Genomic DNA, 15217 nt, shown 5'->3' on the forward strand with positions numbered 1-15217 from the left:
ATATAATTGCTATAGAATAAATTACTTTCCATGAAAGAAATACAGGCCATTATACAGGCCTTTGAGGAGGCGCAGCAACACGGCAAACAAACGGCCCTTGCTACCGTGGTGCATGTACAGGGTTCTTCTTACCGGCGGCCGGGCGCCCGCATGCTGATCACCCAGGATGGACAACTCACCGGCGCTATCAGCGGCGGTTGCCTGGAAGGTGATGCTTTGCGCAAGGCATTACTGGTGATGGCGCAGCAGCAACCCATGCTGGTGACTTATGACACAACAGATGAAGACGATGCCAAGTTAGGTGTAGGACTCGGTTGTGAAGGCATTATACATATAGTTATTGAACCGATCGTTCCTGCGCAAGCCGATAATCCCATACAATTATTAAAGAATATCAGCGCCCGGCGGCAACATGCTGTACTGGTAATGCTGTTCTCATTGAACGACCGGCGCGAAGTGCAGCCAGGCACCTGTTTATTGCAATTACCGGGTGAAACCATTTCAACCCGCCTGACCAGCGAAGCGTTGCAAAAGGCCATTGCGAACGATGCGCAAACCGCTTTCATTAACCAGGTATCAGCCACAAAAACATACGTAGCAGAAGGAAAACAGTATACGGCCTTTATTGAATTGGTTAAACCTGCTGTGTCTGTAGTCATAATTGGCGCTGGCAACGATGCCATACCGGTGGCGCAAATGGCGCATTTGCTCGGTTGGCAGGTAACGGTAGCCGATGGCCGGCCGGCTTATGCAACCGCGGCACGCTTTCCAACCGCTACCCGGGTGCTGGTGACCAAACCCGATAAAGTGATAGAGCAGGTTGTCGTGGATGCGCAAACGGTGTTTGTGCTGATGACCCACAATTATAATTATGACCTGAAAGTGTTCCGGCAGCTGATCAGCCAACGCATTACATATATTGGCATGTTGGGACCGCGCAAAAAACTGGTGCGTATGCTCGATGAGTTAAAGGCAGAAGGTATTGAACCAACACAGGAGCAAATGGCGTCGGTGTTTGGTCCTGTGGGGTTGAATATCGGAGCAGAAAATGCAGAGGAGATCGCATTATCGATCGTTGCCGAAATAAAAGCCATTATAACGGGCAGAACCGGCGAATCGTTACGTAACAGTGCGGATACTATTCATCCGCGGGTGGAGAAGGAGATGGAGGAGGTGAAGGTTTAGTAGGTAATGGGCAATAAGCAATGGGCAACTGGCAATAAACAATAGGCAATTGGGTATTGAGGTTGTATGTTTTCAGGATCTGATGGTACTTTTTGCTAATTGGACCATCTGTTTGCTAAATAGCTTCGATCATTTTCTGATTTTGATAAGCCGTTTGCGGGTTATTACAATGCATTCGGTGATTTTGTATATTGATTTGTTTAATTGACTAACTCATTGAGCGGTTTGCGTTACTCTTTTAGCTGATTGAGCAGGCCAACTGGCTGTTTGCCGAGGCCGCATGAGCAACAGGACTATCAAACCAGCAAACTGCGCACACAATTTGAAAAAAGAACTGATCATTTCGGTCATTTGATCAAGCAATTTCACAATTGGGTGATACAAGTTGAAAAACAGGGTGCTCAATCCGGCAAATGATTTATACAAATCGCACAACAGATCACTCAATCCGGAAAAAGTTCGATACAAATTGCAAAACTGATTACTCAATCCGGCAAAAGATCGATATAAGCCGCAAAAAGGCCAGTGAATCAGGTAAGCGGACCATCACATTCGCAAAAACCGGTACTCGATCCGGCAAAAGATTGACAACATTCGTCCGGTAAACCGGTAATTGTAAGCTGTAACGGTCAACCGACAAAGAGCGAAAACCAATATATAAACGATCTTAAATTCTTCCCTTAGGGGGTAGGGGGTATATGACAATCTTCCACACTGATATTATAATTCTCGCCGCTGGCGCATCTACCCGGTTGGGCCAGCCCAAGCAGTTATTGCCCTGGCAGGGAACCACCTTATTGCGCCATGCAGTAGAAACGGCACTGGCAGTGGCCACCAATCCGGTAGTCATAACCGGCGCTAATGCAGAACACCTGGCCACTGCTGTCGATGCCGGCAGAGCGAAAATAGTGTACAATCCCGACTGGCAGGAGGGAATAGCGTCTTCCATTCGCTGTGGTTTGCAGGCCCTGCTGAACCGCACGCCGGAGCCCGACCAGGTGATCTTTATGGTATGTGATCAACCCTTTGTAACGCCGGAATTGTTGCTGGAGCTGATCAATGAACGGCAAAACACCGGTAAATCCATCGTAGCCAGCGCTTATGACGGCACTCTGGGCATTCCGGCTTTGTTCGACAGGACCATGTTTCCGCAATTGCTTGAGCTTCAGGGCGACACAGGGGCGAAGCAATTGATTAAAAACAATCTCGATGATACCGCTACAGTGTTATTTCCGCAAGGAAATATCGATATTGATACGTTGGGGGAGTATGAGGGGCTAATTGAAAAGGTGAAAAGGTGATAAAGGTGACTTATCAACTGTCCAATCAACTTGTCAGCTGAATTAGTTAAATTTACCACTTCAACCAATTGCAGGAAATGATAATTGATCAGTTTAACAGAGTGCACGATTATTTACGGATCTCATTGACCGACAATTGTAATTTTCGCTGCTTCTACTGTATGCCCGAAGAGGAATACGAATTCACGCCCGCTTCCAAACTGATGCAGGCGTTTGAAATAGAAGCCATCGCGAAAACATTTGTCAATATGGGGGTGAAAAAGATCCGGTTAACCGGCGGGGAGCCGCTGGTACGCAAAGATGCCGCCGACATTATCCTTGCCCTGTCGAAACTGCCAGTTACCTTAACATTAACTACCAATGGCGCCCGCCTGCATGAGTTTCTGCCTACGTTGAAACAGGCCGGCATCACATCCCTCAATGTAAGCCTGGATACGTTACAGGCCGATAAATTCCAACTCATCACCCGCCGCGATCAGTTCCAGCGGGTATACGATAATATTCACCTGTTGCTGGAAAACGACATTCGCGCCAAAGTGAATGTGGTAGTGATGAAAGATTTCAATGAACAGGAGATCAATGATTTTGTTGCCTGGACGAAAAACACGCCCGTGCATGTTCGCTTCATCGAGTTCATGCCCTTCCAGGGTAACCGGTGGACGAGCAACAAAGTGCTTACCTGGCAACAGATGCTGCAGATCATTGAAGCCGAGTACTCGTTCATTCGCCTGAAAGACGAATTGAACGATACCGCTAAAAAATATATGGTGCCTGGTTTTGCCGGAACCTTTGCCGTCATCAGCACCATGAGCGCTCCGTTCTGCAGCACCTGCAACCGGATGCGCCTGACAGCAGATGGCAAAATGAAAAACTGTCTTTTTTCGAAAGAAGAGACCGATCTGCTTACCACATTGCGAAATGGCGGCGACATCATTCCTTTGATCCGCCAGAGCATTCATGCAAAGGCCGCAGCGTTGGGCGGACAATTCAATACCGATTTTGAACACCTGGAAGCCAATGCTATCCAGAACCGCAGTATGATCACCATCGGAGGTTAATATCAGCGTCATGATTTCTGTAACAGAAGCAAAAAACTTGATCCGCGCCAATGCCAAAGCGTTGACGCCGGTAACCATACCATTGCAGGAAGCGGCAGGCCGCATACTGGCTGCCGACGTATCGGCGAGAACTGATATTCCCGCCTTCAATCAATCGGCAATGGACGGTTACGCTTTATCGTTTGCCGGTTACGAATTGCATAAAACATTAACCATACAGGGCGAAGTGCCCGCCGGTGCATCTGCGTTATCCCTTTTACAGGGCAACCAGGCCATACGCATTTTTACCGGGGCGCCTGTACCGGCCGGCGCCGATACCGTGGTGATGCAGGAAAAAGTGGAGGCTGCCAATGGCCGGCTCACCATCATCGACGAACAATTAAAGACCGGCAGCAACGTGCGCCTCAAAGGCTCTGAAATAAAAGCCGGTGAGCTGGTATTGTCGAAAGGACAAAAGCTAACGCCTGCCGCTGTGGGCTTTTTGGCCACAACAGGTGTGTCGGAAGTAACTGTTTATCCAACACCGGTGATGAGCATTATTGTGACCGGCAATGAGCTGCAACAACCGGGCAGGGAATTGTTGCATGGACAGGTATACGAATGCAATTCCTTTCAGCTACGGGCGGCTTTGCAGGGATTACAGATAGAAAATGTTCCGGTGTTTGAAGCGAAGGACGATCCGCAAACAGTAAAAGATATATTGCAAAACGCATTGGACAATAGTGATGTGGTCCTGTTGACCGGGGGTGTTAGTGTAGGTAATTATGACTTTGTGCCCGAAGCAGCTGCAGCCTGTGGCGTAACCACTTTATTCCACAAACTAAAGCAGCGGCCGGGCAAACCATTGTTCGTAGGTACAAAAGGAAATAAATGGGTATTCGGTTTACCCGGTAATCCGTCATCGGTGCTCACCTGTTTTTATGAATATGTGATACCGGCCCTCGAGCAGCTGATGCAGTTGCCACCGGTGTTAAAAACCATTACAACGACTATATCAAGATCGTATTCCAAAAATGCGGCGCTGACCTTTTTCCTGAAAGGCTATTACGACGGACAATCGGCTGCTCCGCTCGATGCCCAGGAATCGTACAGGCTTCGATCATTTGCCATGGCCAATTGCCTGTTGTGCTTGCCGGAAGAGAAAATGGAATACAATGCCGGGGACGAAGTGGAAGTTCATTTATTACCTGATTCATAGTTCACATTCACAGTTCACATTCACAGTTCAAAGTTCATAGTTTAAAGTTCAAAGTTTATAGTTGTTCAGTTGTTCAGTTATTCAGTTATTCAGTTATTCAGTTATTCAGTTATTTGGTTATTCAGTTATATAGATGTTTCCTTTTGTGATTTGCGTTTTGGATTTTGATTTTTATTTGGTTCTTGCGATTTGCGTTTTGGATTTTGATTTTTATTTGGTTCTTGCGATTTGACTTTTGAGATTTTGACTTTTATTTGGTTCTTGCGATTTGACTTTTGAGATTTTGACCGGTAACCGGTAACTGGCAACCGGTACCCGGTAACCGGCAACCTGTAACAGTCTATGACTATTATGGAAATCATATTCTACTGTCTACTTTTCCTGGTAGCTTTCCTCTACGCTTCCGTAGGTCATGGAGGCGCCAGTGGTTACCTGGCCCTCATGGCCCTGTTTGGTATAGCTCCAGACGTGATGAAGCCCACGGCATTGATGTTGAACCTGTTTGTGTCGCTCACTTCCTTCATTCAGTTCTATCGCGGTAAACATTTTAAATGGCGCATATTTTTACCCTTTGCAATTGCTTCCATCCCGATGGCTTACCTGGGTGGGTTGATCCAGATAGACGGCGATGTATATAAAAAGATCCTCGGCCTCCTGTTGCTGATACCGGTTATTCGTTTCTGGTTCTTCAGTAAAGTAGATGTTACGGAGTTTAAACCGGCAAGTTGGCTATGGTCGCTGATGATTGGCGCCAGCATTGGTTTTTTATCGGGGCTGATAGGTATTGGCGGCGGCATCATTTTATCGCCCATTTTGCTAATGCTTAAATGGACCGATCAAAAGCAAACGGCAGCTATCAGTGCGCTGTTCATTTTTGTAAATTCAATAGCCGGCCTGCTGGGTCAATTACAGAAAGGGATTCACTTTAGTGCCGATATGTATTTGTATGTAGCCATTGCCTTTGTTGGCGGACTGGCAGGTGCTTATTTTGGCGCCCTGCGGTTCAGGCAGGCGGTGTTGAAGAATATTCTGGCGTCGGCATTGCTGGTGGCTTCAATAAAACTGATCTTTTCTTCAACCGATAAAAAGCCGGCCGACAAAAGCGTCGATGCCCCTGCTTCAGTAACCAATGCAACCCATTGATGCCGGGAAAAGCGTGCTGCGGTCATGTTCAATTAGTTAAGTAAATTTGTGGTCGGCCCGGAAAGGGTAGATGCAAAGGGTAGAAACGTTTAAATAACATTGAATAAAATATATTTATGGCGGTACAGGTCATTGTGTTTGGACAGCTTACAGATATTATGGGCAACAGTCCCGTAATGGTAGACCATGCGGCGGATACCAGTGAATTGATCGAGCAGTTAAATCAACGTTATCCTGCGCTGGTGAATAAGCCGTATATTATTGCCGTTGACAGGCAGATTGTAACGGTGCATACCGCTTTATCGGGGAACAATACCGTAGCCTTGCTGCCACCTTTTGCCGGAGGATAGAATCAATAGACAATAGACAATAGGCAATAGACAATAGACAATAAATGAATGGCAATAGGCAATATATAAGTGGGGGCGTAATATTAGTTATTAATACCAAAATGCGCGAGCCATTGACCATTCACCATTGACCATTCACCATTGACCATTCACCATTGACCACCAAAAGCAGCATCATGATCACAGAACGCAAGCCAAAAAACATATTCACCCAGGGACCAATTGCCCCTTCCTTTATTGCAGACAGCATCCAAAAGCATAATACCAAAACAAATATTGGCGGGCATAGTATATTCCTTGGACAGGTGCGGGCCGATGAGATCGATGGCCGAAAAGTGTCGGCGATAGAATATACGGCCTATGAAGAAATGGCTTTGGAAAAAATGCACGCGATCAGGGAAGCTATCTTTGCCAAATACCCGCTGGTTTGCATGCATGTGCATCACAGTCTGGGTAAGATAGCGGCCGGCGACATCTGCCTGTTTGTATTCACTTCCTCTGCGCATCGCAAGGCAGCCATCGATGCCTGTAACGAAGTGGTGGAAAGACTGAAAGCGGAGCTGCCAATTTGGGGAAAGGAGATCTTTGAGGATGAGAGTTATCAATGGAAGGAAAACAAATAACTAATTTGATAATGTGATAATTTGATAATGTGATAATTTGATAATGTGATAATTTGATAATGTGATAATGGAATACAGAAATGCAATGTGGTAATTTGCTAATCCCGACTAAAGTCGGGACAAGTTGTGCTGATGTGATAAAGAGATAGTGGAAATTATTAGGTAAGCGGAAAATAGGAATGTTTAAATTGTGAACGTCTGCCGTCTCACGTCTGCCGTCTGCCCATTGACCATTGACCATTGACCATTTAAGAGAGACTAACCAAGAATGATAAACATAACCCACAAAGTAAATAGTTTACGCCAGGCCATAGCCACTGCAATTGTAAAAGTGTCCAAACAGGAAACCATCGACGCCATCCAGCAACGGAAAGTGCCCAAGGGCGACGTGTTCGAATTCAGCCGGGCGGCCGGATTGCTTGCCATCAAAAAAACAAGTGATGTTATTCCCGATTGTCACCCGCTGCCCGTAGAATATGCCGGTATCACCCATACGATAGAAGGTCTGAACATCACCATCACCGTAGAAGTACATACGATCTATAAGACCGGCGTAGAAGTTGAGGCCATGCACGGCGCCTCTGTAACGGCCCTGACGATGTACGATATGCTGAAACCGATCGATAAAGAAATTGAGATCAGCACCATCAAACTCGTTAACAAAAAAGGCGGTAAAACCGATTTCAGGGAATCACTCACCGAAAGCCTGCGCTGCGCCGTGATCGTTTGCAGCGACAGCATTTCTGCCGGCGAAAAAGAGGACCGGGCCGGCAAGGTCATTCTGCAAAAATTAAAACAATACAATCTCGCTGCAGGTATCTACGACATCATCCCGGATGAAGTGGAGATCATTCAATCAAAACTAAAGCAGCTGGTAAGCGAACAGTACAACCTGGTACTGTTCACCGGCGGTACAGGTCTTTCTCCACGTGATGTAACACCCGAAGCTATTACGCCTTTGCTCGATCGCGCCATTCCCGGCATTATGGAAGCGGCCCGTCAGTACGGACAGCAACGTACGCCTTACGCCATGTTATCGAGGGGTGTCGCAGGTTTTGTTCAAAATACGCTGGTGCTTACCCTGCCCGGTTCAACCAAAGGCTCCGAAGAGACCATGGATGCGTTGTTTCCCTATATTATACATATTTTCAGAGTGGCAGAAGGGATGAGACATGATTAAGAAATTTCTGATTTCCTGATTTTGAGATTTCTTGATTTATTTATTTGTCAGACTGCTGATCAATAGGCAAATCTCAAAATCTCAAAATCTCAAAATCTCAAAATCCCAAAATCCCGAAATGTCGCCATCTATAGAGATTGCCCGTTCTTGAGGTTACTGAATGTCAGGATGCTTGCGTATAAGCAAATCTCAAAATCTCGAAATCTCAAAATCTCGAAATTCTTCAGAGTGCTGAGCAGAAAGCAAATCTCGAAATCTCGAAATCTCAAAATCTCGAAATTCTTCAGAGTGCTGAGCAGAAAGCAAATCTCGAAATCTCGAAATCTCAAAATCTCGAAATCAGCATGTTTGTTTTTCTGTAGAAAAAAGGCCACAATTTCACCTCCCAGGCAACATAACCTAAGCTGGCTGCCCCTCCATTCGTGGTATAGTATTTTGATACTTAATGCTATTCATCAAATACTATCCACTTAAAAACTATAGGTTATGCATACCAACCGTGACAAATTATTGAGCTCAGCCTCCTGCCAAAGGCTGGCTTCCGTAGTTGGAGGAATGATGCTGATCGGCAGTGCATTCAACAGAAATTCTTCCAGACGCGTGTTGAAAGCGGCAGTAGGCTGCTACCTCACGTATAAGGGACTTGCCGGCAAACGTACATTCAACGAAATGTATCAATCCATCGAAAAGGTAGCCCATGGCCGCTCCCTCAACATAAGGGTATCGATGGTAGTCAATAAACCCCGCGAAGAGGTGTACGCTGCATGGCGTAACCTGAGTAACCTGCCCTCCTTCATGAAACATCTGAAGCGGGTAGAAGAACAGGACGAATTGTATTCAAACTGGGTAATGGAGCTGCCAGGCCATGTAGGTACCCTGCAATGGCATGCAGAGATCGTAAAAGAACGCTACGGTGAAATGATCGCGTGGCAAAGCCTTCCCGGTTCCTCAATAGATAATGCCGGTAAAGTAGGTTTCCGCGATTCATTGGGCGGACAAGGTACTACTGTCGATGTAGTGCTCACGTACCATGCGCCTTTGGGCAAAGCCGGTGAACAGGTGGCCAGGTTGTTTACACCGGTATTCAAAAGATTGATCGAAGAAGAAATAAGAGGATTTAAAGATTTCGTAGAAACACACGAAACGGTGCTAATTCCCAATAAGGTTTAAATATTATACGTTTCACGTTACATGTTTCAGGTTGCAGGGCATAAAGCAGTGATGTGTGATCTGAGGAAAAAGCCCTGTAACCTGTAACCTCGAAACAGTAACCCGATCATCGCGAGCTTCAACTGGTAACTGGTGACTGGTACCCCGCAACTGGTGACTGGTAACCGGTAACTGGAACCCGGCACCCGGTAACTGGTAACCGGTAACCATTAATTAGGAACATATTCTCTCAGGTGCACCGATCCTTCAAAGAAACTGGTAAGGATCAGGATATCTTCGGGCCCGCACAATTTCATTCCTTTGACATCATATACCGGCGCCAGCGCGGCAGCTGGTGCTGCCACCGGCAGCATATTGTGCAGGTTCTCCAGTAATTTTTTTTCACTCAGTGATTCGGAAGTAGCAGGTTGGATCTCTTGCGGCCAGATGTTCTCAAACACTTCCTCTTCATACGTTTTACCCGACAGGAAAAGAATAGGGATTAACTTATTATCCTGCCTGATGCGGTGAGCCAGCAACAGGTTGGTTTGCACCGACTGGTTGTTATCGAGTAATACCAGGTCGGGATTTTTATCAGCATAATATTGCCAGGCTTCCGACGTATTGGAACAAAACCAGACCCGGTAACCAGCCTGCTGCAACACGCGTTTAACAAATAAGCCCAAAACCAAATTATCCTCTGCCAGTAATATAGTAACCCCCTTCATAAAATGTATTAATGACAATTTCCTTGATTAATTGTGTTTACTAACAATTATTTTCACTACAGGTTGCCTTATTATAGGGAAACCTGTAGTTATGGATTGTTATTTAACATTACTATAGGAAATGTCCTTATAGAACGTCACAAGACCTTCCATATTTACCTGCAGCACGATGGTTTTTTCATTGTTCACCAACTCTACAAAGTAATTATCCGCATCTTCAAACACATTGCCATATAACATCATGTCAGTGGCGTTGTATTGGTTGTCATGAAACAGGAGAACAGACTGAAGTGTGTAGTTCCGGTAGCGCTTTTCTATTTCTCTTTGAGCTTTGGCCGGCAGATCGGTGAAGTGGGCGGAGATGGTACTGCCTATCAGCTTATGATTGTGATCATAAAATGCTTTCATGTCTTTTCCATTCATCGCAAAAGAAACTTCTTCATACCCCATCCGTTTCCATTGTATATTGGTTGCATTGGGAAAATCAGTGAGAAAATGTTGTTCGGTGGTATAGGTGGGAGTGGCAGCAGCTTGTTCTTTGGCTATCTTATGGGTGGAAGGGAAAATAGGATCGTTGAGCGACAGGATCTCCTGCGAAAATGCTGTTGTGCCGGTTAATAATAACATACTGCCGATAATAATTATGTTCTTCATACCTCTGTTTTAGTGTTAATTGTTTTTTAGCAACAGCGAAGGCGGGGCGTTTAGCAATAGACAATTGGTCTTGCTTAGCGGGAGCAATGGACAATAATCAGGCCGTTTATGTGCAGGAAACCATAAACGATGAACCAAAAACTATAAACGCTGGATAATTTAACGCAGATTTTCAATTAACACGAAACAAACACCGCATTTGAAACCTATAAATGATCCAGGTGCGGCATCAGATGTTTACGCATCGCGTTGGGATATGCTTCGGCATTGTTACTGTATAATATTTTAACAAGGTCGGCATGGGTTACCGAACCTACGGAAGTATGATCGAGTTTTGATTCGTATTCTACTACATATTCAAACACCGGCATCAGAATGTCCTGGAAACGTTTCAGGGTCTCATTACCGGCCATTTCATATAAGGTAGAGTGAAAATCAACTTCGCAGCGGATGCGTTCAATTTGTGTGGTGGCTTTGTGCTCGCGTTCTACAATGGCATCCAGTTTCTTTAGATGTTCTTCCGTTTTACGGCGGAATAAAAGATCGCCCAGACCCACTTCCAGCACAAGCCGCAATTCAAACAATTGCTTACGAACATTTTCATCCAGGATAGTGGGGTGAATGATCAGTTCCAGGCCCTTCATAACATCAGGCTGGGTGAGTATCATCCCTCTTTTCTTGCGCGATTCTATCATGCCCAGCATGCGCAAACGGCTCAGCGCTTCCCGCACCACGTTCCTGCTTACGCCCAATGCCTGGGCAATTTCAGTTTCCTTCGGAATAGGGTCACCGGGTTTTATGGAACGTTTGATGATGTACTCGCGCAGGTGATTCTCCACCTGATCGGCCATCGTGGTATAGGCGATCGGCTTAAGTTTGAAAAGATCTTTGTCAATACTCATACTATCAAAAGTAACAAAAAGTTAGTTCAATATGTAATACTTAATAGAAATTAGCGCTTTAGCTTGCCGCTTCGGTCGTATAAATGTAGTCAATCGATTGCGTAAACTTGCATTCGATGATTTTAAAAGATCCGACGGCAGCCTTGCAGCAATTCCCTCGCTCAACAGCTCTTACACATTTAACGTATTGAAAAACTGCAACCTATTGAGTGACGAAGGCGTAACCATAATTTCTTCTGCTGTGGAAGGCTCCAAAGCATGTACCATACAACCGGCACTTAATGCACAAATTCACCCGTAAAAATATTTGGTTTGAATTAGGATAGTTCTATATTTGTATTATGTAGTACATAACTACGTATTGAGAAACTAACGATAAGCCATATGAAAAAGATCCTCTTCTGGCTACTCACTGGTTGCTGGTTATTGATTAGTGCTATGGGTATTGCGCAAACCAATCCCATCGTTTCAGGTACCGTTACCACAACCTCCACAGCCGACAAGCTTTCGAATGTAACCGTTACTGTAAAAGGAACTAACCGGGCCGCTGTTACCGGCAACAACGGTCAGTTTCAGCTCAGGGTAAATTCATTGAACGACACCCTGGTATTTTCTTATATCGGCACCCAGCCAAAAGAAGTGGCTATCAATGGCCGGCAGGTGATCAATGTATCGCTGGAGGCTGAAGCCACTGCGCTTAGCGATGTAGTGGTGGTCGGGTATATGACACAAACCCGTAATAAAACGGCAGCCGCCGTATCAAAGCTGGCGGCAGAAGAAATGGTTAACACCCCAAACCCGAACCCGGTACAGGCGCTGCAGGGAAAACTGGCCGGGGTTTCGGTTCCTATTGTGAACGGACAACCGGGTTCAGGGGCCAATAATATTCTCATTCGCGGTGGTACCAAACTCAATTCCTATGGTACCGGTTTGGGCACCAGCGGCGGCAGGGCCAACAGCAGTGTAGATAATTCAAATCCCCTCGTTGTGATAGATGGGGTGTTCAGGTCAATGAACGATATCAATCCAGACGATATTGAGTCGTTGCAGGTAATGAAAGATGCTGCTTCTACAGCTGCTTATGGAGCCCGCGGCGCTAATGGCGTAATTGTCATTAAGACCAGGTCAGGCAAGTTTGGTGCAAAGCCCGTGATCACCTTTAATTATCGCCGCAACTGGGAAACCCAGATGCGCGATTATGATTATTTAAGTGCCAAAGATTATCTGATCCTGGCACGTACCACGGTTAAGAACACCCATGATCCCATCAATAAAGACAACCTGCTGAACGGCGAATTTTCCGCCGGTGCCAGGGTATTTACGCAAAAAGGCGAGTATAGCAACTCCATTAATTTAACCGCATTATACGACAATATTGTAGCGGTAGAAGGACAGGATTATGTGAACAATCTGCTCGCAAAAGGCTGGCAGGTGATAGATGATCCCGTAAACCCCGGCACCCGCTTGTTGTTTGCCGATAACAATTACCAGGATATGTTATGGAACACAGGGATCACCGACAACTACAATGCCAGTGTGAACGGGGGCGGCGAGAACGCGAATTACAATGTATCGCTGGGTTATGTGAACCAGGAAGGTATTTTTGTTGGAACCAACTACAAACGCTACAACGTATTGGGCAATTTTGGTTTCAAAGTGGCCAGGAACTTTAAACTCGATGCCCAGGTGAACTACCAGAATGTGATCCCGAACTACGTTGAGTCGTACCAGAACGACCTTGTGCGAGCTACACGTATTACGCCGCTGATCCGCATCTTCCGTGATGACGGTACGCCTGTGTTTGGGGAAGTGCAAACTACCCGCAACCGTTTTCATACATTGAAGTACGATGATGTGCGGGTAAATACCGAACGTATCATCTCCCGTTTGGCCGGAGATCTTACCATTGCCAAAGGGTTGCATTTCAGACCTGCAGTTTCCTATATATTGGACGATAACAAGAACCGGTTGTTCCGCAAAGCGTTTCCCGGTTTACCACAGTTCTCTACCACCAGGCAAAAATTTGAGGCCATCCATGCCGAGCGCCAGTTGATGGTAGACCAGATCCTGCAGTACGATCGTTCTTTTGGCGATCATAACCTCAGCGTGCTGGCCGGTTTTAACTACACCCGCAAACAGTTGGATACGGCAAGACTGGGTTCTCAACGGGCTACCAACGATTACGTGTACACTATTGAAGAACCTACCACAACCATCATAAACGGGCAAACCGTTCCCAACGTAACCGATCTGTACACGTCTATAACAGATCAACGGTCTGCCAGTTATTTTGCACAGTTTAATTATGATTATGACAATAAGTACCTGATAAGCGGTTCGTTTCGCTATGATGGCTTTTCTTACTTTGCTCCCGGAAACAAATATGCTACTTTCCCTGCTTTATCAGTGGGTTGGAACCTGCATAATGAATCATTCTGGCGCAGCAAATATATCAGTGCCTTAAAGCTACGGGCCAGTTGGGGTGCTTCGGGGTTGAACGATCTGGATCCGGGAGATACCTATGGTAGTTATGTGGGTACTTCCTATGGCCAAACTTCGGGCATCGTGCGCGATGGGCTGGCCAATCCGAACCTGAGATGGGAATCAACCGAAACTACCGACCTGGCTATTGATGCCGCTTTTCTGCAGAACAGGATCACATTGACGGTAGATTATTATAATAAGCTCACCAAAAACAGGCTGGCTTCGAAGCCGTTGCCGCTGGAAGGGCCATTTACTGCCATCACCTATAACAATGGAACATTGCGGAACAGGGGCGTTGAAGTGGAACTCTCCGCCACTGTTTTAAAATACAGGGATTTTACATGGAAAACCAATTTCTCATTTGCATTGAACCGTACCATAGTTGTTGACCTGCCGGATAATGGCCGGGCCAAGAACCGCCAGAACGGTGGTACGGTGTATGACCCCGCTTCAAAGAGTGAAATCGAAGTAGGCGGTATTGCTGAAGGCGAGCGGCCTTACAGTTTGTATGCCTTTAAAGTAGAAGGCGTTTTTGCTACCGACGAAGAAGCAGCTGCCTGGGGTAAGACCGACCTGATGGCTTCTCCCCGTGGTCAGACCGTGGGTAAAAGAGCCGGTGATTATATCTGGGCCGATCTGAATGACGACAACATCATCGACAACCGCGACATGGTGTTCATGGGTTTCCGGGCGCCTGACAAGATCGGTGGTATGCAAAATACTTTCACTTATAAAAGGCTTACCCTGCGTTTTACTATGGATTATGCCCTGGGGCATGTGATCAGCAATGGCGCATTGGCCCGGTCGTTAGGACAGGGCCGTGCCTACAACGAAGGCGCTCCCGCAGAAGCGTTAGGTGATGACATCTGGAAACAACCCGGCGATGTAGGCAAGAAATACGCCCGCTTCTCTTTTGCCGATTTCGATTTTGGTCAGCGCAATTATATTCGCCAGGTGAACACGGTTGGCGTTAACAACTCCTACGGCGTTGACGTAAGCACCATGTTCGAAAAAGGCGACTTCCTGGCTTTCCGCGAAATTTACCTGGCGTATGATCTTCCCAGGGAACTGGTAAAAAAAGCACGCCTTTCAGGATTGAATGTATTCGGCAGCATTTATAACATCGGGTATCTGACAAAATACAAAGGGGTGAACCCGGAAACCTACAGCGGGTTCGATGCAATAGGTTATCCACGACCCCGTCAGTTTTCGCTGGGCGCAAGCGTGCGGTTTTAAATAACTATTCATAACGATTGTAATTA

13 protein-coding genes are annotated in these 15217 nt (G+C 46.2%); 10 read left to right on the top strand and 3 right to left on the bottom strand.

Annotated elements, in window-relative coordinates; translation table 11 throughout:
• The first annotated feature begins 30 nt into the window (after window positions 1-30).
• From JUB15_RS01135 to JUB15_RS01175, 9 genes are all read left to right on the top strand, one after another.
• On the top strand, window positions 31-1185 hold the full coding sequence (locus JUB15_RS01135; protein WP_207510401.1) for an XdhC family protein: 1155 nt from the start codon (window positions 31-33) through the stop codon (window positions 1183-1185).
• A 698-nt stretch (window positions 1186-1883) separates the two neighbouring features.
• A complete protein-coding gene (locus JUB15_RS01140; RefSeq protein ID WP_207510402.1) occupies window positions 1884-2486 on the top strand; it encodes a nucleotidyltransferase family protein in 603 nt (200 codons plus the stop codon).
• 77 nt (window positions 2487-2563) lie between these two features.
• On the top strand, window positions 2564-3544 hold the full coding sequence (gene moaA, locus JUB15_RS01145) for a GTP 3',8-cyclase MoaA (protein WP_207510403.1): 981 nt from the start codon (window positions 2564-2566) through the stop codon (window positions 3542-3544).
• Between the two features lie 10 nt (window positions 3545-3554).
• A complete protein-coding gene (locus JUB15_RS01150; RefSeq protein ID WP_207510404.1) occupies window positions 3555-4742 on the top strand; it encodes a molybdopterin molybdotransferase MoeA in 1188 nt (395 codons plus the stop codon).
• 351 nt (window positions 4743-5093) lie between these two features.
• Window positions 5094-5885 (top strand): sulfite exporter TauE/SafE family protein, encoded by a 792-nt coding sequence (locus JUB15_RS01155; RefSeq protein WP_242696153.1) that lies wholly within the window; start codon window positions 5094-5096, stop codon window positions 5883-5885.
• A 116-nt stretch (window positions 5886-6001) separates the two neighbouring features.
• A complete protein-coding gene (locus JUB15_RS01160) occupies window positions 6002-6235 on the top strand; it encodes a MoaD/ThiS family protein (protein ID WP_207510406.1) in 234 nt (77 codons plus the stop codon).
• Window positions 6236-6411: 176 nt separating this feature from the next.
• A complete protein-coding gene (locus JUB15_RS01165) occupies window positions 6412-6858 on the top strand; it encodes a molybdenum cofactor biosynthesis protein MoaE (protein WP_207510407.1) in 447 nt (148 codons plus the stop codon).
• Between the two features lie 268 nt (window positions 6859-7126).
• The gene (gene moaCB / locus JUB15_RS01170) at window positions 7127-8038 is read left to right on the top strand and encodes a bifunctional molybdenum cofactor biosynthesis protein MoaC/MoaB (protein WP_207510408.1); all 912 of its coding nucleotides are present in this window, start codon (window positions 7127-7129) and stop codon (window positions 8036-8038) included.
• Between the two features lie 486 nt (window positions 8039-8524).
• Window positions 8525-9208: an SRPBCC family protein gene (locus JUB15_RS01175; protein WP_207510409.1), complete on the top strand. Its 684-nt coding sequence runs from the start codon at window positions 8525-8527 to the stop codon at window positions 9206-9208.
• Between the two features lie 209 nt (window positions 9209-9417).
• Here the strand turns inward: JUB15_RS01175 and JUB15_RS01180 are convergent, their stop codons facing one another.
• The 3 genes from JUB15_RS01180 to JUB15_RS01190 all read right to left on the bottom strand — a co-directional run bounded on the left by JUB15_RS01180 (window position 9418) and on the right by JUB15_RS01190 (window position 11471).
• On the bottom strand, window positions 9418-9915 hold the full coding sequence (locus JUB15_RS01180) for a response regulator (protein WP_207510410.1): 498 nt from the start codon (window positions 9913-9915) through the stop codon (window positions 9418-9420).
• Window positions 9916-10014: 99 nt separating this feature from the next.
• Window positions 10015-10569 (bottom strand): hypothetical protein, encoded by a 555-nt coding sequence (locus JUB15_RS01185; RefSeq protein ID WP_207510411.1) that lies wholly within the window; start codon window positions 10567-10569, stop codon window positions 10015-10017.
• 206 nt (window positions 10570-10775) lie between these two features.
• Window positions 10776-11471: a FadR/GntR family transcriptional regulator gene (locus JUB15_RS01190; protein ID WP_207510412.1), complete on the bottom strand. Its 696-nt coding sequence runs from the start codon at window positions 11469-11471 to the stop codon at window positions 10776-10778.
• A gap of 384 nt (window positions 11472-11855) precedes the next feature.
• On the opposite strand from JUB15_RS01190, the gene JUB15_RS01195 reads away from it, so the two are divergent.
• The gene (locus JUB15_RS01195; RefSeq protein WP_207510413.1) at window positions 11856-15191 is read left to right on the top strand and encodes a SusC/RagA family TonB-linked outer membrane protein; all 3336 of its coding nucleotides are present in this window, start codon (window positions 11856-11858) and stop codon (window positions 15189-15191) included.
• The last annotated feature ends 26 nt before the right edge of the window (window positions 15192-15217 follow it).

Origin of the sequence: Longitalea luteola (genome assembly GCF_017356035.1) — a bacterium.
Classification (GTDB): Bacteria; Bacteroidota; Bacteroidia; order Chitinophagales; family Chitinophagaceae; genus Niastella; species Niastella luteola.

Coding starts and splice junctions, on each gene's coding strand:
- JUB15_RS01175 (WP_207510409.1), top strand. CDS start 8,525: ATGCATACCAACCGTGACAAATTATTGAGCTCAGCCTCCTGCCAAAGG.
- JUB15_RS01165 (WP_207510407.1), top strand. CDS start 6,412: ATGATCACAGAACGCAAGCCAAAAAACATATTCACCCAGGGACCAATT.
- JUB15_RS01160 (WP_207510406.1), top strand. CDS start 6,002: ATGGCGGTACAGGTCATTGTGTTTGGACAGCTTACAGATATTATGGGC.
- JUB15_RS01180 (WP_207510410.1), bottom strand. CDS start 9,915: ATGAAGGGGGTTACTATATTACTGGCAGAGGATAATTTGGTTTTGGGC.
- JUB15_RS01150 (WP_207510404.1), top strand. CDS start 3,555: ATGATTTCTGTAACAGAAGCAAAAAACTTGATCCGCGCCAATGCCAAA.
- JUB15_RS01135 (WP_207510401.1), top strand. CDS start 31: ATGAAAGAAATACAGGCCATTATACAGGCCTTTGAGGAGGCGCAGCAA.
- JUB15_RS01190 (WP_207510412.1), bottom strand. CDS start 11,471: ATGAGTATTGACAAAGATCTTTTCAAACTTAAGCCGATCGCCTATACC.
- moaCB (WP_207510408.1), top strand. CDS start 7,127: ATGATAAACATAACCCACAAAGTAAATAGTTTACGCCAGGCCATAGCC.
- JUB15_RS01155 (WP_242696153.1), top strand. CDS start 5,094: ATGGAAATCATATTCTACTGTCTACTTTTCCTGGTAGCTTTCCTCTAC.
- JUB15_RS01185 (WP_207510411.1), bottom strand. CDS start 10,569: ATGAAGAACATAATTATTATCGGCAGTATGTTATTATTAACCGGCACA.
- JUB15_RS01140 (WP_207510402.1), top strand. CDS start 1,884: ATGACAATCTTCCACACTGATATTATAATTCTCGCCGCTGGCGCATCT.
- JUB15_RS01195 (WP_207510413.1), top strand. CDS start 11,856: ATGAAAAAGATCCTCTTCTGGCTACTCACTGGTTGCTGGTTATTGATT.
- moaA (WP_207510403.1), top strand. CDS start 2,564: ATGATAATTGATCAGTTTAACAGAGTGCACGATTATTTACGGATCTCA.